Raw genomic sequence first — 21240 nt, forward strand, 5'->3', positions numbered from 1 at the left:
GAGTAATACGAAGTATGTTGATCCACTAGTAGACCTGAGTTTCAAGAGAATTTTCAGCGTTGATAAAAACCGTGACCTGCTGATTGCCTTCTTAAATGAAGTTTTCAAGGGGAGAAAACGGATTGTAGATTTAGTCTACAACAAAAACGAGCACCACGGGAATAACAACAAGGAGGGATCTGCGATATTTGATCTCCTTTGTACCGGAGATCAGGGCGAAAAAATTCTGATAGAAGTCCAAAACGGCAGGCCCGTTAATTTTAAGATGCGAGCAATATTCTACACCTCCAGGCTGATTAGTGAACAGGCACCCAAAGGAGAGATGGATAAGTGGAAGTATGATATCACCGAGGTGTATTTTTTAGCCATTTTGGATGAGAAGCTGAAAGTAGGTGAGGAATACTTTCAAGATATTTGCCTCTGTAACAGGAAAACACGCGAAATATTTTACGAAGGTTTAGGCTACACATTTATAGAATTGAGTAACTTTGTTAAAAGTGTTGATGAATTAGAGTCTGATTTGGATAGATGGCTTTATTCATTAAAATATCTGGGAGAAATGGATGATATGCCGCTACAATTACAGAATAATGCGGTTTTTGAAAAACTTTATAATATTGCAGAATATTCGAATATGACACCGGAAGAGCAAGAAATATACGACAGGGAATTAAAACGGAAATGGGATAATGAAGCTGTTAAGGAGCAGCAACGCCTCGATTTTGAAGAAGGGCTTAAACGTAGCCGTGTAGAAGGTGAAGAGCTTGGGAAGGAGATTGGAGTGGAGATTGGAAAGGAGATTGGAGTGGAGATTGGAAAGGTTGAAAAAGCAATAGAAATTGCTCTATCTTTAAAAAAGATGAGATTGTCTAATGAACAAATCTCAGAAGCTACAGGTCTCTCTGCTGAAGAAATAGCAAATCTATAATACCATATAACCAAAACCAACACAAAAAGCCCTGGAAATTTTTTCAGGGCTTTTTGTTTAGATTTTCTTTTGACCTTCGTGCTACCTCGCTTCAGTGTTGGGTGTTCGATGATCCTCCATTTTGGCAACGATTGCACAGTTATTTTCAGCCCATTGTACTAAAAGAACTCAAAAAACTTTGTAGACTTATTTCTGAAGCTAAAACCAAATGGCTTCAGGAATTAATCTAACCAAGTATTATGAAAAAATTTTATCTTTTAGTGGTCGTGTTCTGCTTTCTCGGCAGTGTCGTCTCGGCCCAGACCAGAACAATTTCAGGGCAGGTCACCGATGCGAAAAGCGGGGAGACCTTAATTGGTGTCAGCGTGTTGGTCAAAGGAACCAAAACAGGCACCAGTACAGACTCCAATGGAAAATTTGTTTTAAATATACCCGGAAATGATGCCATATTGATCTTCAATTACGTGGGCTACACCCTGCAGGAAATCAAACCCGGCAGTCAAACGCAATTAAGCATCAGACTTTCTGCTGATGAAAAATCTTTAAATGAGGTCATTGTCATCGGATATGGTACGGTCAAGAAAAGAGACCTCACCGGTTCAGTCGTTTCGGTTAAAGGAGAAGACATAGCGAAAGTACCGTCTGCAAATCCGCTGGAATCTATACAGGGTAAAGTACCTGGAGTAGACATCACCAGGAGCAGCGGGTCCGCATCTTCAGGTGTCAACATCAATATTCGCGGAACCCGCTCAATCACTGCCGGCAATGGTCCGCTGATCATTGTAGATGGAGTTCAATATTCGAGTCTGCAGGATTTGAGTCCAAATGATATTGCCTCTATGGAAATTTTAAAAGACGCCTCTTCTACAGCTATATATGGTTCAAGAGGAGCCAATGGAGTAATCCTGATTACCACCAAAAAGGGGATTTCAGGGCTGGCCACCATTTCCTTTAATTCTTATTATGGGGTGTCAAAAGTAGCCAGGTATCCTTCTGTTAGGAGTGGAGAACAGTATGTTAATTTGCGCAGGGAAGCCAACAGGACAACCGGTAACTGGAGCAGTCCGGCTGATGATTCCAAAATCTTCAATTCTGCTGAATACGGGGCTGTACAAAAGCAGCAATACCTGGATTACCAGGACCTGTTGTTGCATGATGGATATCAGCAGGATTACCAATTGGGTGTAAGGGCAGGAACGGAAAACACTAAAGTTTATTTTTCCTTAGACTATCTGAACGAAAAGGGAATTCTGGCTATGGACAATTCCAGCCGTTATACCGCCAGACTTAATGTAGACCAGAATATAGGAAAATATTTTACGACGGGTTTACAAGGGCAGTTTACCCATTATGATCAGAATAACCGCCGGGATCCGCTCAATCAAGCCAACAAGATTGCACCCTTAGGACAGGTGTTTGACGATCAGGGAAATTTTATTGTCTATCCTCTGGCTGGTACTTTTGTCAATCCCCTGGCAGATGAGCAGCCAGATGTGTATACCAACGAAACGATGATCAATCGCACATTGTTGTCGGCTTATATGGAATTTAAACCTTTTAAAGGTTTTGTGGCAAGAACCAATGTTGGTGTCAACCTGAATACGGATCGTACAGGAACTTATGCCGACCGTTATTCTTTAGACCGGAATGGTTCTGTTCCAAAGGCGACCTATGCTTCTTCCAACAGCAACCTGGTTAATATAGAAAACTATGTAACCTATAACAAGGAGATCAGAGACCACTCCTTTACTCTTACCGGAATTAATAGCATGCTGTTCAACAGGATGGATAATATTGCTGCATCGGGAGAGAACCAGTTACTGAAATCACAGCTGTTTTATGGTTTGGGCAATACCCAGAACCAGGCGGTGATCACCAATTATACCATGTCTAATTTAATCTCTTTTGCAGGCAGGTTGAACTATGCTTACAAAGGTAAATACCTCCTTACGGTAACCGGCCGAACAGATGGGTCGTCTAAACTGGCAGATGGTAATAAATGGGCATTCTTTCCATCTGCAGCAGTTGCCTGGCGGATCAGTGACGAAGATTTTCTGAAAGACAATAAGGTGATCAGTGATCTGAAGCTAAAATACAGTTATGGGGTAGCCGGAAGTGATAACATCAGTGCCTATTCCACACAAAGTAGCTTGTCAAAAATTGCATTCGCTTATGATGATGCACCAGCATTGGCCTATGGCTATGCGCCAAGGATAGGGAATTTGGGCCTGACCTGGGAGAAGACCAAGACTAGTGATATCGGGCTGGAGATGGGATTTTTTAAAAATAGAATTACGGCAACTGTTGACTATTATGATTCTCAAACCTACGACCTGCTATTGAACAGAAGTCTTCCACCTTCAGATGGGGTAACCAGTGTTATCCAAAACGTAGCAAAAACACAAAATAAAGGATTAGAAATTGCCATCTCCTCGAAGAATATTACTGGTCCCGATTTTCAATGGACCACCAATTTAAGTTTTTCCCGCAACAGGGAGAAGATCGTGGCGCTTGCGGGAGGCGCTCAGTCAGACGTTTTAAATTCCTGGTTTGTTGGTCAGCCTGTGCAAGCTTATTATGATTATGAAAAGGTCGGAATCTGGCAAACTGCTGATGCAGCGGAAGCCGCAAAATATGGTCAGAAACCTGGTGATATACGGGTAAGGGACCTCAATAACGATGGTAAGATCGATGCCACCAATGATAGAAAGATCATTGGCACAAACCGGCCGAGCTGGAGTGGAGGATTAGAAAATACGTTTACCTATAAAGCCTGGGACTTGAATGTTTATCTTTTTGCCCGCATGGGACAAACCATTTATGCCGATTTTTTAAGAAGATACGATCCTCAGGGTATTGAAAACGCAGGTACTGTAATTAATTACTGGACACCGGAGAATCCAAGCAACGACTACCCTCGTCCAAACAAGAATACTTCGCTGGCGGCTACTTTGTATTCCAGTACGTTAGGTTATGTAGATGGCTCCTTTATCAGGCTTAGGAATGTGACACTGGGTTATACCATTCCAAAATTGAAACTGGAAAAAACCTTTATCAAGAGCGTCCGTATCTATGCAACAGCGAGAAATCCGTTTACCTATACCAAGTCCAGTTTGTTGAAACAATATGATCCGGAAAGAGGTGGCTCGGAAAATGCACCAATGACCAAATTGTACACCTTTGGATTAAACGCAACCTTTTAAATTAAGCAGAAATCATCATGAAACAATATATTTATAAAGGACTGATTGTTTTGGCTGGATTGGCCATCAGCAGCTCCTGTAAAAAAGCTTTAGAAGAGAAAAACCCCTCAGGAATTACCGCAGAAAGTGTTTATTCCACACCCGCTGGGTTTGAGACCCTGGTTAATGCTGCCTATTCTTATCAACGCTGGTGGTATGGTAAGGAAGAAGGTTATAGTCTTTCTGAAATGGGTACGGACATTTGGGCCAGTGGGGCAGGGGACGTCACCAAAGACCTTACAAATTATATCAATCTGCAGGGAACGAATACCGCGATAACCACCGAATGGCAACAATTCTATGCCGCCATTAACCTTTGCAATACAGGGGTGAACCGGATTGGAGAAGCGGGTTTAGCGGCGAATATAAGACCCATCAGAGAAGCAGAACTTAAATTTTTGAGGGCCTTTTATTACTGGCACATTGTGGAAACCTGGGGTGGTGTGCATTTTAGCTTAGAGGAAACGACTACAGCCATCACTACAGCCAATAGAACTCCTGTAGAGACCTTCAACAAACAGATCATTCAAGATCTTCTTTTTGCTGTAACGAACCTGCCAGCGACAACGGTAGATTATGGAAGGGCAACAAAACCGGCCGCCCAGGCTTTTCTGGCCAGAATGTACCTGAGCCAGAAGAAATACACAGAAGCCAGAGATATGGCTTTGGCAGTCATTAACGGAGGATATGGATTTACGCTACTGCCAAATTATGCTGACCTGTGGGAAATGTCTAATCTGAAGAATAAGGAAGTGGTATATGCGGTGAATTATTCTACCAATTTAACTTTAAATGATCTGATTGACCCCATCTTAAATCCTTATGGACACAGCAGGGGTAGCAATAACGGGCATTTACTATTTGCCATGAAATATGACGATCAGCCAGGAATGCTACGAGATATTGCCAACGGCCGTCCATTTGACCGCTATATGCCAACCCGCTTTTTATTAGACCTCTTTTCAGAAAATGATGCCAGGTATGATGGATCGTTCCAAACCGTTTGGTATGCCAACAGCACTACCCGGCCTGCTGGAATGAAGATTGGCGATACAGCAATTTTTACCACTAAAAAAGTATATGCCCCGGCAGGTAAACTCTATAAAATCTTTGACCGGAACACTGTGTACAATACAGATGGGAGTGTAAAGGATCAATTGCACTACGTATCCCTGAGTAAATTTGCAGATCCTACACGCAGCAGTGCCAACGAAGCTCAAAGCGCGCGGGATGTATTTGTGATTCGTTTTGCCGAACTTTACCTCATCGCTGCAGAAGCAGAGTTGGGTTTAGGGAACCCGGACCAGGCGGCAACCTATTTAAATGTAGTCCGCAGCCGGGCTGCGAAAGCAGGTAAGGTGGCAGATATGCAGGTCAGCGGAAGTCAGATAACATTGGACTTTATTCTCGATGAAAGAGCCAGGGAGTTTGCCGGCGAGCAGATCCGCTGGTTTGATTTGAAAAGAACCGGCAAATTATTGGAACGGGTTAAAGCAGATAATCCGAATGCGGCAACTATACAGGACTTTAATCAGGTAAGGCCAATTCCAAGGACGCAGATGGATGCGGTAACCAACCCAAATGAATTTAAACAAAACCCAGGTTATCAATAAAGATTTAAAGAATGAAAAGAATTTTTTTATTGTTTGTTACTGCATTCAGTATCCTTCTGGCCAAGGGCCAGGACAAAAGAATCGTTGTTGCCCAGGATGGCAGCGGTGATTATAAGACCGTACAGGAAGCGATCAACTCCGTGCCCGATTTTCGCAAGGTAAGCACTTTGATTTTTATTAAAAACGGGATCTATAAGGAAAAACTCAATCTGTCGGCCTCTAAAAAAATGGTGAAATTGCAGGGAGAAAATGTAGAGAAAACCATCCTCACCTTTGATGATTATGCGGCAAAGAAGAATAGTTTTGGAGAAGAAAAAGGTACATCCGGATCTTCCAGTTTTTATATTTACGGCGAAGAATTCAGCGCAGAGAACATCACCTTTGAAAATTCATCCGGCCCTGTAGGACAAGCCGTAGCTCTTTGGATTGCGGGAGATAAAGCGCAATTTAAGAACTGCAGGATGCTGGGCTTCCAGGATACCTTGTATACCTACGGAGGCAATAGCCGTCAGTATTTTAAAAACTGCTATATAGAAGGAACGGTAGATTTTATTTTTGGCTCGGCTACGGCGGTCTTTGAAGACTGCGAGATCTTCTGTAAAAAAGGTGGTGGCTATATTACCGCCTCCTCTTCGCCCGATACCGTAAAATATGGCTATGTCTTTTTAAACTGCAAGATTACCGGAGATGCCCCTGAAAATTCCTTTTATCTGGGCAGGCCATGGCGGCCTTACGCAAAGGCAGTTTACATTCACTGCAGTCTGGGCAACATGATCCGCACCGAAGGATGGAATAACTGGGGCAAGGAAAGTAATGAAAAGACAGCCTATTATGCGGAGTATAAAAATAGCGGTCCAGGCTTTAAACCGGCAAAAAGGGCGGCCTGGTCTCATCAGTTGAACGATACAGAGTTGAAAGAATATGCCTTAGAAAAAATCATGAAAGGATGGAAACCTTCCATATGAAACATCCTTATTTAGTACTTGTTGCGCTATGTTCATTTTGCGAGGTCCATGCCCAGGAAAAGTCCAGTCCAGACCAGGCTATATCCAAAACCTGGGTGGCTGATCTGGGGAATGGCCGCTATAAGAATCCAGTACTTAATGCAGATTATTCTGATCCCGATGCCATCAGAGTAGGAGATGACTTTTACCTCACGGCTTCTAGTTTTGATGCCGTTCCTGGTTTACCGATTTTACATTCCAAAGATCTGGTCAACTGGACCCTGATCAACCATGCCTTACAGCAACAGGTTCCTGTAGCACATTTTTCAAAAACGCAGCATGGCAATGGAGTTTGGGCTCCGGCCATTCGCTTTCACAACAAGGAGTATTATATCTATTATCCCGATCCGGATTTTGGGATCTATATGATCAAAGCCTCTGACCCCGGATCTACCTGGTCCGATCCTGTACTGGTTCAGGAAGGGAAGGGGCTGATCGATCCTTGTCCGCTTTGGGATGACAACGGTAAGGTCTATCTGGCTTATGCATTCGCGGGTAGCAGGGCAGGAATAAAAAGCGTGTTGGCAGTAAAAGAGTTGAATGCTGAGGGAAGCAAGGCCCTTACCGCTGGTCAGATTGTTTATGACGGGCATGAAACAGACCCAACCATTGAAGGGCCTAAACTGTACAAAAGAAAGGGCTACTATTACATTTTTGCTCCTGCAGGAGGGGTATCTACGGGCTGGCAGCTGGTACTCCGGTCTAAAAATATTTACGGCCCATTTGAGAGGAAGGTAGTAATGGATCAGGGTTCTGCAAAAGTGAATGGTCCGCATCAGGGGGCCTGGGTAGATACGCAAAGTGGGGAAGATTGGTTCCTGCATTTCCAGGATAAAGGGGTAATGGGCAGGGTATTGCATTTGCAACCGATGAAATGGGTAAAGGATTGGCCTGTACTTGGTATTGATCCGGACGGGGATGGTAAAGGGGAACCTGTAATGAGCTACAAAAAACCAAATGTGGGTAAAGCTTACTCTGTAGCGACGCCAGTTGAAAGCGATGAATTTAATTCTGATGTGTTAGGCTTGCAATGGCAATGGCAGGCCAATCCTGCTGCGAACTGGTCTTTTTTAAATACAGCGAATGGTAGTTTGAGGTTGTACACTACGCACATGCCAGACAGTGCACGCAACATTTGGGATGTGCCAAATGTGTTGCTGCAGAAGTTTCCTAATGAAGAGTTTACTGCAACCGCAAAACTGGTTTTTAAGCCAAATGTTAAATTGCAGGGAGAGCGTACGGGACTCGTGATTATGGGTAAGAGTTATGCTGGCCTGGCGCTGAAAAGTGGTGCTGATGGATTGGTTTCCCTGGTTTCTTTGCGCTGCCGTAATGCGATTAAAGGAACGGCTGAACGTGAGGAGGTTGTTTTACCAAAGATTTCTCCTTCTTCTTCGGAGGTTTATTTGCGGGTTAAGGTAACAGAGGGTAAACTTTGCAGGTTTAGTTATAGTTTGGATGGTGTGCGGTTTGTGGATGCGGGAGATATTTTTGAAGCGGAAGAGGGTTTGTGGATTGGGGCTAAAATGGGATTGTTTGCTTTGAGGAATTCCAGGACGAATGATTCTGGTTATGCGGATGTAGATTGGTTTAGGGTAGAGCATTTATAGTCGAAAATTCTGTACAGCTGCTTCAAGACTAACGATATCAGGCGGGCTGAAGGAGCCCGCAGATCTCTGAGGTCTTTCCGCAGCGTAAGAGAATTTTCGGTAGCAAATTGCAGAGGAGGGAGCACATCGGGCTGGGTGGCGGTATGATGGGAGGTGTTTTTTTGTTGGGCTAATTTTGTAAATTCAATAAAAATACCTGACTATGGAAAATGGAACATTAAGCTTTAAATATCAATTAGAAAAAAAAGAACCACGTAGTGGACCAGGAGGTATTACCCGGGGGGCTTCTGTTCATGAATTTCCGGTTTCCACCGGAATTGCAGGTGTATCCATGCGGCTGGAGCCGGGTGCTATGCGCGAATTGCACTGGCATGCCAATGCGGCAGAATGGGCTTACGTATTAACGGGGCATTGTCGTACAACGATCATTCATCCCGATGGAAGTTCTTATATTGATACCTTTGGGCCCGGGGATACCTGGTATTTTCCTAAAGGTTATGGACATTCCATCCAGGGAATTGGCCCTGGAGAGTGTCATTTTATACTGATCTTTGATAACGGAGATTTCTCTGAAGACCATACTTTCAGCATTACAGATTTTATAAGGAGTGTGCCACGGGAAATTGCGGCGCAAAATTTAGGTATAAGTCTGGAAGAGGTAGACCAGCTTCCTAAAAAGGAGGTTTATTTTGCACAAGGTGAGGTGCCTGATGATGCTTCTGTGTTTTCAGCGCAGCGGTCTGTTCCTGAACTGACCAGCAGACATCGATATCCGCTCGATGCACAGCAACCCAGACGGGTACCTGGAGGAGGTACGCAAAAACTGGTCACTTCGGCAGAGTTTCCGATCAGCACCACAATGTCTGGGTCCATTATTGAATTACAACCGGGTGCTTTAAGAGAAATGCATTGGCACCCCAATGCAGATGAATGGCAGTATTATATTAGCGGGAGGGCGGAAATGACTGTTTTTCTTGCGGAGGGAAAAGCGGTAACTGAACAATTTGAAAGTGGTGATGTGGGTTATGTGCCCATGGGGGCCGGACATTATATTAAAAATACGGGAGTGGAAGTGTGCCGGGTATTGATTGGTTTTAACAGTGGCCATTATGAAGCTATTGATTTAAGCGAGTGGCTGGCTAAAAATCCGGATGTATTGCTTCAAGGTAATTTTGGAATTGGTAAGGGATTGGTAGAAAAGTTACCAGCACAAAAATTGTTTATAAAACCGGAGTAGTTTGTTTAGAAAATTCTGTACAACTGCTTCAAGACTAACGATATCAGGCGGGCTGAAGGGCCCGCAGATCTCTGAGGTCTTTCCGCAGTTGTGCAGAATTTTCTGTAGCAAATTGCTGAGGAGAGAGGAGACTCGGCTGGGTGCATATTTGGGATCATGTAATGACCAGGGAACCGAGATAAATGCTATCTGACTGGCGTTGCCTGTCAGCAGAGTTAAAAGCGGCATAGATTTCCAGGGTCCTTCCTGTGGAGCCGGCCAGGATTTCGAGTTCATCAGAGCCGTCGGAACGAAAACGTCCGGTGGTTGTGAAACGGACTTGCTCATTCGCCACATCATAGGCCAGTAACATAACCTGGTCTTTAAGACTGGTATCTGGTAGAGGTTCCGGGTTCCAGGTAAATTTTAATGTTTTGGGCGTTTCCTGTATAACGGTTATATTCTCCGAATTGGCCAGGGTTCCCATACTGACTTTCATCAAGCTTGGATCAATGTGAACACCATCACTATCCACTACAAGGGCATTTTTCGAGATGTAAGATTTTGCTCCGTAATAACCTTCCAGTTTCTTGTTTTCGTTCTTAAAGCTTTTATTGACAAAATTTTTAATAGGTTTGAGCCAGGCTTGCGTGAGTTTGAATTTTTCCTGATTAAGCAATTCTGCCTTGCTGAACTTTACCTTCCGGTTAGGAAGGCTTTTCATATATTCTATACCCCTCCAGGAGCTTCCGATCACTGTTCCAACTTTTCCGGATATGGGACCGTTCATCCCTTTTTTTAATCTTCCCATTTTTTCTACATGTTTAGTTTGTATTTGGTTGATAACCAATATAATAATAATTTTTGGTAAATAAAAATTAAACAAATAATATACAGGGGAAAAATAAGGGTTAAACAGGTATTCTATCCGTGTTTTGTCCCTGTTCTGTCCCTGTTTAATCCCTGTTTGATCCCTGTTTATATTAAGTCAGTTAAATCTTAGAATCAAATCTGGATATACACAGTGGATGTAAACAGATTTAAGCTTGTTGTTTTTCAATCCTGGTGATGGGTTGTGATTGATGAACTACTGAATTTATATGAGAACTCAGGCTATGCACCCAGAAAAAAAAAAGGATTAAGGGAGAAGGCCTTTTAAGGTTTGTGGGCTTTTTCTGCCCGCCTAAGCTTAAGCAGCCTTCGAACTCATCCTTCTTTTTTATAAGAATAAAGAAGCCATAAAACAAAAAAGCGGAAAGGTCTAAACCTTTCCGCTCTCTATGAGGAAATTAAAATTAGTTTTTTACAAATTCAGTATTTGCGTTCAGCGTAACTTCATCGCTTAACATTGCATTTGGAAATTTAGCACCGAAACCAAAATCAGATCTTTTAATTGTACCTGAAACTTTGAAACCAGCAGTTTCTTTTTTAGACATTGGGTTAGTGGTTACACCTCTTAAAGTAGCATCCAAAGTTACTGCTTTAGTTACACCGTGTAAAGTCAGGTTACCAGCAACTTTATATTTATTACCGCTAACTTTTTTAACTGAAGTACTTTTGAAAGTCAATTTAGGGAATTTAGCTGCATCAAAGAAGTCAGCACCTTTTAAATGCTCATCTCTTTTATCATTGTCTGTGTTTACAGAGTTTACATCAGCACTTAATACCACAACTGCATCAGAAAAATCAGGTTTGGCAGAAGTAATGGTCGATTCGAAGTTTTTGAATGAACCTTCAACATCAGTGATCATTAAGTGGGTTACCACAAATCCGATCTTAGAGTGAGCCGTATCTGCAGTCCAGGTTGAATCTGCAGCAGGTTTGAAAGCAAATAAAGCAGTAGTTAAAACTGCAACAAGTAAGAATATCTTTTTCATGTCTTAAAATTTATGGATACAAAGAGACACAAATATAAACAGCAGGGCATTGACCTATGATAAGAAATAAAAAAATATCAGAATTTTCTGACGGGAACGATTGCGCATTTATTTTGGTCGCTTTTGTTTTATTCTGCCTTAAAACTATGTAGACTTGCTTCAGGAGTACAAATCTAACCAAGTATTTATGAATAAGTTTAATTTCCTTCTAACCGGTATTGCACTGTTTGCAGCTGTACATCTGCAGGCGCAAAACAAGAATGCCTGGTCGTTTGAAAATTTACCTCTAGTTAAAGAAACCAGTTTTAAAAAAGACACCTTGAATATTGTTCAGTATGGAGCAATATCTGATGGAAAAACTTTAAATACAAAGGCCATTAACCAGGCCATTACTGCCTGCAGCTCAAAAGGCGGAGGTGTTGTACTTATTCCAGCTGGTTTTTGGCTAACAGGTCCAATAGAACTTAAAAGCAATGTGAACCTGCACCTGCAGAAAAATGCATTGTTGCAGTTTACCAAAGATTTTGATCAGTATCCGTTGGTGGAAGGCAATTGGGAAGGACTTGCTCAAATGCGGAACCAAAGTCCGGTTTGGGCCAACGGGCAACAAAATATTGCAATTACCGGTTACGGCATCATTGATGGTGCAGGCGATGCCTGGAGGATGGTCAAAAAAGATAAATTGACGGAAAGCCAATGGAAAACCTTGGTAGCCTCGGGAGGGATTGTAAATGAAGAGAAGAAAATGTGGTATCCATCGGCAAAGACGGTTAAAGGTGCAGGTCTGAAAGATCCGGGTTTGATTGCTAAAGACAAAACGCCAGAGTTTTATGCTTCTGTAAAAGATTTTCTGCGTCCAAATCTGGTGGTGCTCAACAGTTGTAAGCAAGTCTTACTGGAAGGGGTGACTTTTCAAAATTCCCCAGCATGGAACTTGCATCCGCTGATGTGTGAAGATCTGACAGTTAGGAATGTATATGCTAAGAATCCATGGTATGCGCAAAATGGAGATGGAATTGACGTGGAATCTTGTAAAAATGTGCTGATTGAAGGCAGTACTTTTGATGTGGGTGATGATGGAATCTGTATCAAATCCGGGCGCGATGCTGCCGGGCGTAAACGTGGAATGCCAACAGAAAACGTGATCATCCGGAACAGTACGGTGTATCATGCGCATGGAGGTTTTGTGATTGGAAGTGAAATGTCTGGTGGAGCAAAGAATATTTTTATATCGGATTGTACATTTATTGGTACCGATATCGGTTTGAGGTTTAAAACCACCAGAGGCCGAGGTGGTGTGGTAGAGGGGATTTATGCCAAGAACATAAATATGAAAGATATCGCCGGAGAAGCCATACTTTTTGATATGTACTATGCGGCGGTAGATCCGATTCCTTTGTCGGGTGAGAAGCGGGAAACACCAAAAACGCAATTGCTGCCGGTTACCGAGGAAACACCAGTGTTCCGGGATTTCCACATTAGCCAGGTGGTTTGTGATGGGGCTTCTAAAGCGATATTTGTGCGTGGGTTACCCGAACTCAGCATCAGTAATATCTTTCTGGATCAGCTGACCATTAAAGCTAAAAAAGGAATAGACCTGCAGGAAGCGAAAAATATACAGATCAGTAATGTGCATTTAAATGTAGATGAGGCCAGTCCGCTGATCAGCATCCAGAATGGAAATCAAATTCAGTTTAAAAATATTGAGTATAATAAAGCCAAAATCTTGTTTAGTATAAAGGGGGCAAACAGCAGCAAGATCAGTGCTGTCGGAATAGATGCATCCAAAGCTGATCTTGTAAAAGAATTTAACGATGGCGCCCGGGCGAAATCACTTATCCTACAATAATCCGCATGAAAAGATCATTTTTTGTTCAAACGACTTTAACTTGCCTGCTCACAGCTGCTGTTGCAGGAGTATCTTATGCACAAAACAGGCCACTTTCTGAGGAAATGGCATCTACTGCAATGCACATCTGGAAAGATTCCTTAAACCTGGACCCTGCCCGTCCGAGGCCTGTAAAATGGGCATATGACCAGGGCGTGATCCTGGAAGGAATCGATGGTATCTGGAGAAGGACCGGGGAGGGTGAATATTTTAAATATATGCAGAAATCCATGGACTTTTTTGTAACCAAAGAAGGGGGGATCAATACCTATAAACAAGAAGATTATAATATTGACAATGTGAAGAATGGCCGTTCTTTACTGACCTTGTATAAGGTGACTGGTCAGGTGAAATATTTTAAGGCGGCCACCTTGCTTTGGGTGCAATTGAAGAAACAGCCACGGACCAAAGAAGGTGGTTTCTGGCATAAAAAGATCTATCCAAACCAGATGTGGCTGGATGGTTTATATATGGGCGAACCCTTTTATGCAGAATATGCCAGTCTGGTGAAAGATGAGCAGGCTTTTGATGATATTGCCAATCAGTTTATCTACATGGAAGAACATGCCAGGGATGCTACAACAGGTTTGTTGTATCATGGATGGGATGAATCCAAGGCAGAGCAATGGGCCAGTAAAACCACAGGTACTTCTCCTAATTTCTGGGGTAGGGCCATGGGCTGGTATGGAATGGCCTTGGTAGATGTACTGGATTATTTTCCTGAAAATCATCCGAAAAGAAAGGTATTACTGAGCATTCTTGACCGTTTAGTGGTGGCCGTGGGTAAATATCAGGACCCGGCTTCAGGGCTTTGGTATGATGTATTGGATAAACCGCAGGCCAAAGGAAATTATCAGGAGGCTTCGGCTTCCTGCATGTTCGTATATACTGTGGCAAAGGGGGTAAGGAAGGGCTATCTGGCAGCAAAAACTATGGATATCGCAAAGAAGGGTTATGCAGGGATCAAAAAGGAATTTATAGAACCTGGAACCCATGCAGGGCAGGTCAACCTGAAAGGAACGGTGAGTGTATCTGGTCTGGGTGGCAAACCTTACAGGGACGGAAGTTTTGAATACTATATCAAAGAAAGGGTAATTACCAATGATCCAAAAGGAGTAGGGGCATTTTTGCTGGCCGCTAATGAGATGGAAATTGCGGCATTACCGAAACCGGGTCTTGGCAAAACAGTAGTACTGGATTCTTATTTCAACAATGAAACCAGGAAGGACCAAAGTGGCAATGAAGTGTCCTGGCATTACAAATGGGAGGAACTTGCCAATGGTGGTTTTTCAATGTGGGGTGGGCAGTTTAATCATGCAGGGTTTAAAACATCAACTTTATATGCAGCACCCACCGCAGAAAATCTGAAAAAGGCTTCGGCTTATATTATTGTGGATCCGGATACAGAAAAGGAAACCAAAAATCCAAAGTATATTTTGCCGGAACATATTCAATCGATCGCAGACTGGGTGAAGGCAGGTGGTGTATTGGTGTTGATGGCCAATGATACGGGGAATGTGGAACTGGAGCATTTTAACCATCTGGCCAAGGCTTTTGGCGTACAGTTTAACCTGAACAGTAAGGGGAGGGTGATCAATAACAATTATCCTCAGGGAGAAATTCGTGTTACTGCAGGTAATCCGGTATTAAAAAAAACTAAACAGTTGTATATTAAAGAATATAGTAGTTTGAAATTGCTGGCGCCTGCAAGATCTGTGATGAAGGACAAGGATGGGGATGATGCGATGGCAGTATCGAAATTAGGTCAGGGAAGCGTGTTCATTATCGGTGATCCCTGGTTGTATAATGAGTATGTAGACGGTAGAAAATTACCGGCGGCTTATGATAATTTTACAGCAGGCGCTGATTTGGTAAATTGGATTGCAGAACAATTACCTGCTGGAAAAAGATAAAATGAAAAGAGGAATTTTTATGGTTGTGGCCTTGCTTTGGGCAGGTGCTACAAGTGCTCAGAAAGCGGAAGATCCTATGGCTGAAAATATGCTGATTTACCAGCGCAGCATAGGGGGCTGGCCAAAGGCGGTGAATATGGTGCCCGTGGATTACAATAAAGCCCTTTCTCCGGAGCAGCGCCTGGTCATTCAGGCAGACTCATTACATGAAGATGCGACGATAGATAACAATGCCACTTCAAAAGAGATCATTTACCTGGTAAAGGCTTATAAGAAATTGGGAAACCCACGCTACCTGAAAGCGGCAGAAAAGGGGATCAATTATATTTTTAAGGCACAGTATGCCAATGGCGGTTGGCCCCAGTATTATCCGGAGCACAATTTATACCGGAGTGAAATTACGTATAACGATAATGCGATGATCAATGTGCTGAACATTCTGGAGGATATTGCCGAAGGGAGTAATGATTTTGATGTGGTTGATCCTTCGCTGAAGAAAAGAGCTGTTCCTGCAGTAGAGAAGGGAATTGACTGCATTTTAAAAACCCAGATCTCTGTAAAAGGAAAGCTGACTGTGTGGTGTGCACAGTACAATGAGCGTACTTTAAAACCGGCCAAAGCCAGAGCTTTTGAGCTGATTTCGCTTAGCGGGATGGAGTCTGTAGGCATTACTGAATTTTTAATGCGGATTAAAAACCCTTCACCGGAGCTTGTAAAAGCGGTGCAGGCTGCAGTGGCCTGGTTTGAATCTTCCAAGATTGAAGGGTACAATTTTGTCTTTGTGAAAGATGAATCGCAGCCTAAAGGGAAAGACAGGGTGCTGGTTAAAGACCCTGCCTCGGTGATCTGGGCAAGGTTTTATGATATTGAAACGAATATACCTTTCTTTTCGGGAAGGGATAGTGTGAAGAAAAATACAGTAGCAGAAATAGAAGTGGAAAGACGTACTGGTTATGCCTGGTATGGGACCTGGCCAGCTAAACTGTTGTCGAAAACTTACCCGGCCTGGCTCAAGCGAATTGGCTGAGCGGGTGGTTTTTTACGGTAACGTTTGCGGAAATAATTTGGCCCCGACAGGGGGAATTGTTTCCAATTATTATGTAGAATTGTTTGTGATCAATTGAATGTAGTGTATTAAAAATGATCTTATCAAAGGAGAATTTAAAGAATGTGGGTACATCAACGGTGATTGTACCAGAGGTTTCGGTGTTTAATCTTCCGGAAAAAGTTCTGCAGTTTGGAACGGGTGTCCTGCTGCGCGGGCTGCCGGATTATTTTATTGACAAGGCCAACAGAAAAGGGTATTTTAATGGCCGTGTGGTGGTGGTGAAATCTACTCCGGGAGCTACAACAGAATTTGATGCACAGGATAACTTGTATACACTTTGTATCCGGGGAATTGAGCATGGGGAGATCGTGGAAGAAAATGTGATTTCTTCTGCCATTAGCCGTGTAATTTCGGCTGAACGAGATTGGGAAGCCATTTTGGAGGTGGCCCGCAATCCGGAACTTCAGGTCATTGTTTCCAATACAACCGAAGTGGGTATTGTTCTGGTTCGGGAGAGTATAGCGCAGCATCCACCGGTTTCTTTTCCGGCAAAGTTATTGGCCGTGCTTTTTGAGCGCTACAAAACCTTTAATGGAAGTGCGGTAGCGGGTGTTGTGGTGATTGCGACAGAACTGATCCCGGATAACGGTAAGAAACTGGAAGCCATCGTGATGGAGCTTGCAGACCATAATCAATTGGAGCAGTCTTTTAAAGACTGGCTCAGTGCACAGGTAAATTTCTGTAATTCGCTGGTGGATAGGATTGTGCCTGGAAAACCTGATCAAAAAACTTTAGATGGACTGGAAAGTCAGCTGGGCTACCAGGATAACCTGTTGTCTATGGTTGAACCTTATCGTTTATGGGCCATCGAAGGCGATGAACATGTGGCTTCGAAACTCGAATTCCGCCAGGCGGATGCAGGGGTGATCGTTGCAAAGGATATAGAACGCTTCAGAGAACTGAAGGTTCGTTTATTAAATGGTACGCATACGTTGAGTTGTGGAATTGCTGTTTTGGCAGGAATTGATACCGTGAAGAACGGGATGAAAGAGGAGTTGCTGAAGAATTATATCACTGAACTGATGCAAAACGAAATTGCACCAGCTATTCCATATGAAATTGCTTTGGAAGAATCCCTGGCCTTTTCTAGAGTCGTGCTGGACCGTTTTGCCAATCCTTATATTGAGCATTTGTGGAAGAGCATTACCTTGCAGTACTCCATGAAACTGAAAATCCGGATCTTGCCGGTTTTGGCTAATTATTATGCACTGAACGCTCAGGTGCCCCCTCATATCGCTTTTGGCTTTGCTGCTTTTCTTCAGTATATGAAATCGGCGGGCAATGATGATCAGGCCGCTTATTTTACCAATCAGCTGGAATCTTTATCTGAAAAGGCTTATGCTGAAGGTGTATTGAGGGATGTTGCTTTTTGGGGAACCGACTTGAGTCAGTTACCTGGTTTCATTGCTGCGGTGTGCAACTATTACGATCTGATTACCGAGAATGGGATCCAGGTGGCTTTGTCTGCTTTCAAAAACCTAACGCTTTCGGGCTTATGAAACAGCGGGTTTTAAGGGTTCATCCTCATGATAATGTCATTGTTGCTTTATCGGATCTGGCTTCAGGAGAAGAGGTTGTTTACGAAGGGCTGTCCTATAGATTGAAAGAAACCATACCGGCGAAACATAAATTTACAACCGTAGATCTGGCCCCGGGCGACCGGGTGCTGATGTATGGTGTTTTGGTAGGTAAAGCCCAGCAGGCTATACCTGCTGGTTCTTTAATAACCACGCGTAATATTAAACATGCTTCCACTGATTTTCATGTTGGAGAAGAAAAGGCTGGCTGGACCGCTCCGGATATCTCTGCATGGGCTAACCGTAAGTTTGACGGCTTCCACCGGGCCGATGGGCAGGTGGGAACAGCCAACTACTGGTTGGTGGTACCGATGGTTTTTTGTGAGAACAGGAACCTGGAAGTGATCCAGGAGGCCTTGTTGAATAATTTGGGCTATGGAAGGAATGAGACTTATCAGGTACAGGCCAAACAGCTGATGTCTTTGTATGAAAGGGGAGCAGGGATTGACGAGATTCTGAACGCGCAGGTGACCTATACTGAAAATGCGCCGGGGCAGAACCGAATGTTTTCCAATGTGGATGGAATTAAGTTTTTGTCGCATACCGGGGGGTGTGGGGGCACGCGCCAGGATTCGGAGACTTTATGTGGACTGCTGGCCGGATATATTACCCATCCAAATGTGGCAGGTGCCACGGTGATGAGTCTGGGTTGCCAGAATGCACAGGTGAGTATCCTAAAGGAGGAAATTGCGAAAAGAACGGCGAATTTTGATAAGCCTTTATATGTGATTGATCAACAGACGATCGGCAAAGAAGCTGATGTGCTTTCTCTGGCGATTAAACAGACTTTTGCTGGTCTAATTCAGGCCAACGGGCACCAGAGAAAACCTGCACCGCTGAGCAAGTTGTGTATTGGACTGGAATGTGGTGGCTCTGATGGTTTTTCGGGAATTTCGGCCAACCCAGCCATTGGTTATACTTCTGATTTACTGGTGGCTTTGGGCGGTTCGGTTATTCTTGCCGAATTTCCGGAATTGTGTGGTGTGGAACAGAACTTGACCAACCGCTGTGTGGACCGTAAAGATGCTAAGCGTTTTGTAGACCTGATGCAAACCTATAGTTCCAGGGCTACGGCAGCCGGATCGGGTTTTGATATGAACCCCTCGCCGGGCAATATCAAAGATGGTTTGATTACCGATGCGATTAAATCGGCTGGTGCGGCCAAAAAAGGAGGTACATCTCCGGTTGTGGCTGTTTTAGACTACCCTGAAAAAGTAACAAAAACAGGTCTGAATTTGTTGTGTACTCCAGGGAATGATGTGGAATCTACTACGGCTGAAGTGGGTTCGGGTGCAAATGTGGTACTGTTTACGACAGGACTTGGTACGCCGACTGGAAATCCGATTGCTCCGGTAGTTAAAATTGCCAGTAACAGTACACTGTTTCGCAAAATGAACGATATCATGGACCTGGATACAGGAACTGTAATTGAAGGTGAAGAGACCATTCAGCAAGCAGGAGAAAGGATTTTGAATTATGTCATTGAGGTGGCCAGCGGAAAGATCCAGGTAAAGGCCGTTCAGCACAGACAGGATGATTTTATCCCCTGGAAAAGAGGGGTTTCTTTATAAATGAATGATTAAAAGATAAAAACAGATAGACAGATGGAGGATATGAAAGTATTGCATGCGGTACATCCGGATGATTTTAAATCATACGGTACGGAAAAGATCAGGGAACGTTTTTTACTGGCTGACCTGAAGGCAGAAAACAAAGTGAATTTTGTTTATACGCATTATGACCGGATGATGGTTGGTTTGGCGCACCCGGTTACTGAAGGTATTGAATTGGGTAACTATGCTCATCTTCGTTCGGATTACTTTCTGGAAAGAAGGGAACTTGGGGTGATTAATGTTGGGGGTGCAGGCCGTATCGAGGCGGATGGTACAACTTATAACCTGAATAAACTTGATGCCCTTTACTTAGGTAAGGGTACAGAAAAGGTACGTTTTGAGAGTATCGATGCAGCCAATCCGGCCGTGTTTTATTTGCTGTCTACTCCGGCACATAAAACTTATGAAACCACTTTGCTGGTCAGAGCAGATGCTTTTTCTGCGGTACTGGGTAGTTTAGATACGGCTAACGAAAGAAGGATTATCCGTTATATTCATAAAGACGGCATTCAGAGTTGCCAGCTGGTGATGGGCTTAACCATTCTGGCCAATGGCAGTGTATGGAATACCATGCCTGCGCACGTACATGACCGTAGAATGGAAGCTTATTTCTATTTTGATGTGGAAGAGGATCAACGGGTATTGCACCTGATGGGCGAGCCTCAGGAGACCCGTCATATTCTAATAGCGAATCATCAGGCGGTGGTATCTCCGCCATGGAGTATCCATTCGGGAAGTGGTACAAAAAATTACAGTTTTATTTGGGGTATGGGTGGTGAAAACCTGGATTATGCGGACATGGACCCTGTTGCAATTCAAGATATACGTTAATGGACAATTCATTCTCTTTAAAAGATAAGGTCATTGTAGTGACTGGTGGTACCGGGATTTTAGGCGGTGCTTTTGTAAATGCGGTGGTAGAAGCAGGTGCTTCTGTAGGTATTCTGGGCAGAAATGCCCAGGTGGCCCAGGAACGTGCTGATGCCATTAATGCTGCAGGTGGACAGGCCATAGCCCTGGTTGCTGATGTGATGAATGAGGGAGAGCTAAAGGCAGCTAAGGCCCTGGTATTGGAAAGGTTTGGTAAAATAGATGGCTTGGTTAACGCGGCCGGTGGAAATCAGCCTGAAGGGGTTCTGGCACCAGAGCAGGATATTTTTGATATGGATCTGGCGGGGATGAAAAAGGTAATGGACCTGAACCTTTGGGGAACAATCATTCCTACGCAGATTTTTGGGGAGGCTATTGCCGCTACAGGTAAAGGAAGTATTGTGAATATTTCTTCTATGAATTCCAAAAGGGCGATTACAAAGGTATTGGGTTACAATATGGGAAAAGCTGGAGTAGATTACTACAACCAGTGGTTTGCTGTGGAGATGGCCAACAGGTATGGCGATAAAATCAGAATGAATGCGATTGCGCCTGGTTTTTTCCTGACTGAACAGAACCGCAATCTTTTAACTAAACCTGAGGGTGGATATACGGATCGCGGTGGTTTGGTGATCAGACAAACACCTTTTAAACGTTTCGGTGATCCGGATGAATTGAAGGGCGCTTTGGTTTGGCTCTTGAGTGATGCTTCTAAATTTGTAACTGGGGCAATGATTTGTGTGGATGGTGGGTTCTCTGTTTTTGGAGGTGTTTAATTGAG

15 protein-coding genes are annotated in these 21240 nt (G+C 43.6%); 13 read left to right on the plus strand and 2 right to left on the minus strand.

The features are described 5' to 3' along the window. The 6 genes from DBR11_RS17590 to DBR11_RS17615 form a co-directional block, all read left to right on the plus strand. On the plus strand, positions 1-928 hold a 928-nt coding region (locus DBR11_RS17590; protein ID WP_108553952.1), incomplete at its 5' end, for an Rpn family recombination-promoting nuclease/putative transposase. A gap of 239 nt (positions 929-1167) precedes the next feature. Next, complete coding sequence (locus DBR11_RS17595) at positions 1168-4131, plus strand: TonB-dependent receptor (RefSeq protein ID WP_108553953.1); 2964 nt, start codon at positions 1168-1170, stop codon at positions 4129-4131. A gap of 17 nt (positions 4132-4148) precedes the next feature. After that, the gene (locus DBR11_RS17600; protein ID WP_108553954.1) at positions 4149-5783 is read left to right on the plus strand and encodes a RagB/SusD family nutrient uptake outer membrane protein; all 1635 of its coding nucleotides are present in this window, start codon (positions 4149-4151) and stop codon (positions 5781-5783) included. Between the two features lie 11 nt (positions 5784-5794). Beyond that, positions 5795-6748, plus strand: a complete 954-nt coding sequence (locus DBR11_RS17605; protein ID WP_108553955.1) for a pectinesterase family protein — start codon at positions 5795-5797, stop codon at positions 6746-6748. After that, complete coding sequence (locus DBR11_RS17610) at positions 6730-8397, plus strand: glycoside hydrolase 43 family protein (protein WP_233260802.1); 1668 nt, start codon at positions 6730-6732, stop codon at positions 8395-8397. The genes DBR11_RS17605 and DBR11_RS17610 overlap by 19 nt, the downstream gene beginning before the upstream one ends. 202 nt (positions 8398-8599) lie before the next feature. Beyond that, entirely contained in the window at positions 8600-9634 is a 1035-nt protein-coding gene (locus DBR11_RS17615; protein ID WP_108553956.1) for a cupin domain-containing protein, read from the plus strand. A 154-nt stretch (positions 9635-9788) separates the two neighbouring features. Here the strand turns inward: DBR11_RS17615 and DBR11_RS17620 are convergent, their stop codons facing one another. Both DBR11_RS17620 and DBR11_RS17625 read right to left on the minus strand, forming a co-directional pair. Next, positions 9789-10424: a DUF6266 family protein gene (locus tag DBR11_RS17620; RefSeq protein ID WP_146186574.1), complete on the minus strand. Its 636-nt coding sequence runs from the start codon at positions 10422-10424 to the stop codon at positions 9789-9791. 484 nt (positions 10425-10908) lie between these two features. After that, the gene (locus tag DBR11_RS17625; RefSeq protein WP_108553958.1) at positions 10909-11490 is read right to left on the minus strand and encodes a YceI family protein; all 582 of its coding nucleotides are present in this window, start codon (positions 11488-11490) and stop codon (positions 10909-10911) included. Positions 11491-11677: 187 nt separating this feature from the next. Here DBR11_RS17625 and DBR11_RS17630 point away from each other — a divergent pair, with 187 nt between their 5' ends. From DBR11_RS17630 to DBR11_RS17660, 7 genes are all read left to right on the plus strand, one after another. After that, complete coding sequence (locus tag DBR11_RS17630; RefSeq protein WP_108553959.1) at positions 11678-13339, plus strand: glycoside hydrolase family 28 protein; 1662 nt, start codon at positions 11678-11680, stop codon at positions 13337-13339. A gap of 5 nt (positions 13340-13344) precedes the next feature. Beyond that, positions 13345-15291 (plus strand): glycoside hydrolase family 88 protein, encoded by a 1947-nt coding sequence (locus DBR11_RS17635; RefSeq protein WP_108553960.1) that lies wholly within the window; start codon positions 13345-13347, stop codon positions 15289-15291. A 1-nt stretch (position 15292) separates the two neighbouring features. Further along, entirely contained in the window at positions 15293-16318 is a 1026-nt protein-coding gene (gene pelA / locus DBR11_RS17640) for a pectate lyase (RefSeq protein WP_108553969.1), read from the plus strand. 113 nt (positions 16319-16431) lie between these two features. Further along, on the plus strand, positions 16432-17898 hold the full coding sequence (locus DBR11_RS17645) for a tagaturonate reductase (protein WP_108553961.1): 1467 nt from the start codon (positions 16432-16434) through the stop codon (positions 17896-17898). Beyond that, positions 17895-19547, plus strand: a complete 1653-nt coding sequence (locus DBR11_RS17650; RefSeq protein WP_108553962.1) for a UxaA family hydrolase — start codon at positions 17895-17897, stop codon at positions 19545-19547. Before DBR11_RS17645 ends, DBR11_RS17650 begins: the two co-directional genes overlap by 4 nt. 33 nt (positions 19548-19580) lie before the next feature. Next, positions 19581-20420, plus strand: coding sequence for a 5-dehydro-4-deoxy-D-glucuronate isomerase (gene kduI, locus DBR11_RS17655; protein WP_369974438.1), 840 nt, complete (start codon positions 19581-19583; stop codon positions 20418-20420). After that, a complete protein-coding gene (locus DBR11_RS17660; RefSeq protein ID WP_108553963.1) occupies positions 20420-21235 on the plus strand; it encodes an SDR family oxidoreductase in 816 nt (271 codons plus the stop codon). Before kduI ends, DBR11_RS17660 begins: the two co-directional genes overlap by 1 nt. Positions 21236-21240: the final 5 nt, after the last annotated feature.

It is taken from the genome of Pedobacter sp. HMWF019, assembly GCF_003061025.1.
In the GTDB taxonomy this organism is placed as follows: domain Bacteria; phylum Bacteroidota; class Bacteroidia; order Sphingobacteriales; family Sphingobacteriaceae; genus Pedobacter.

What these genes read in the sequence shown, in the direction of transcription:
- DBR11_RS17610 (WP_233260802.1), top strand. Translation starts at nt 6,730, where the DNA reads ATGGAAACCTTCCATATGAAACATCCTTATTTAGTACTTGTTGCGCTA.
- DBR11_RS17630 (WP_108553959.1), top strand. Translation starts at nt 11,678, where the DNA reads ATGAATAAGTTTAATTTCCTTCTAACCGGTATTGCACTGTTTGCAGCT.
- pelA (WP_108553969.1), top strand. Translation starts at nt 15,293, where the DNA reads ATGAAAAGAGGAATTTTTATGGTTGTGGCCTTGCTTTGGGCAGGTGCT.
- DBR11_RS17600 (WP_108553954.1), top strand. Translation starts at nt 4,149, where the DNA reads ATGAAACAATATATTTATAAAGGACTGATTGTTTTGGCTGGATTGGCC.
- DBR11_RS17635 (WP_108553960.1), top strand. Translation starts at nt 13,345, where the DNA reads ATGAAAAGATCATTTTTTGTTCAAACGACTTTAACTTGCCTGCTCACA.
- DBR11_RS17605 (WP_108553955.1), top strand. Translation starts at nt 5,795, where the DNA reads ATGAAAAGAATTTTTTTATTGTTTGTTACTGCATTCAGTATCCTTCTG.
- DBR11_RS17615 (WP_108553956.1), top strand. Translation starts at nt 8,600, where the DNA reads ATGGAAAATGGAACATTAAGCTTTAAATATCAATTAGAAAAAAAAGAA.
- DBR11_RS17625 (WP_108553958.1), bottom strand. Translation starts at nt 11,490, where the DNA reads ATGAAAAAGATATTCTTACTTGTTGCAGTTTTAACTACTGCTTTATTT.
- DBR11_RS17660 (WP_108553963.1), top strand. Translation starts at nt 20,420, where the DNA reads ATGGACAATTCATTCTCTTTAAAAGATAAGGTCATTGTAGTGACTGGT.
- DBR11_RS17595 (WP_108553953.1), top strand. Translation starts at nt 1,168, where the DNA reads ATGAAAAAATTTTATCTTTTAGTGGTCGTGTTCTGCTTTCTCGGCAGT.
- DBR11_RS17650 (WP_108553962.1), top strand. Translation starts at nt 17,895, where the DNA reads ATGAAACAGCGGGTTTTAAGGGTTCATCCTCATGATAATGTCATTGTT.
- DBR11_RS17645 (WP_108553961.1), top strand. Translation starts at nt 16,432, where the DNA reads ATGATCTTATCAAAGGAGAATTTAAAGAATGTGGGTACATCAACGGTG.
- DBR11_RS17620 (WP_146186574.1), bottom strand. Translation starts at nt 10,424, where the DNA reads ATGGGAAGATTAAAAAAAGGGATGAACGGTCCCATATCCGGAAAAGTT.
- kduI (WP_369974438.1), top strand. Translation starts at nt 19,581, where the DNA reads ATGGAGGATATGAAAGTATTGCATGCGGTACATCCGGATGATTTTAAA.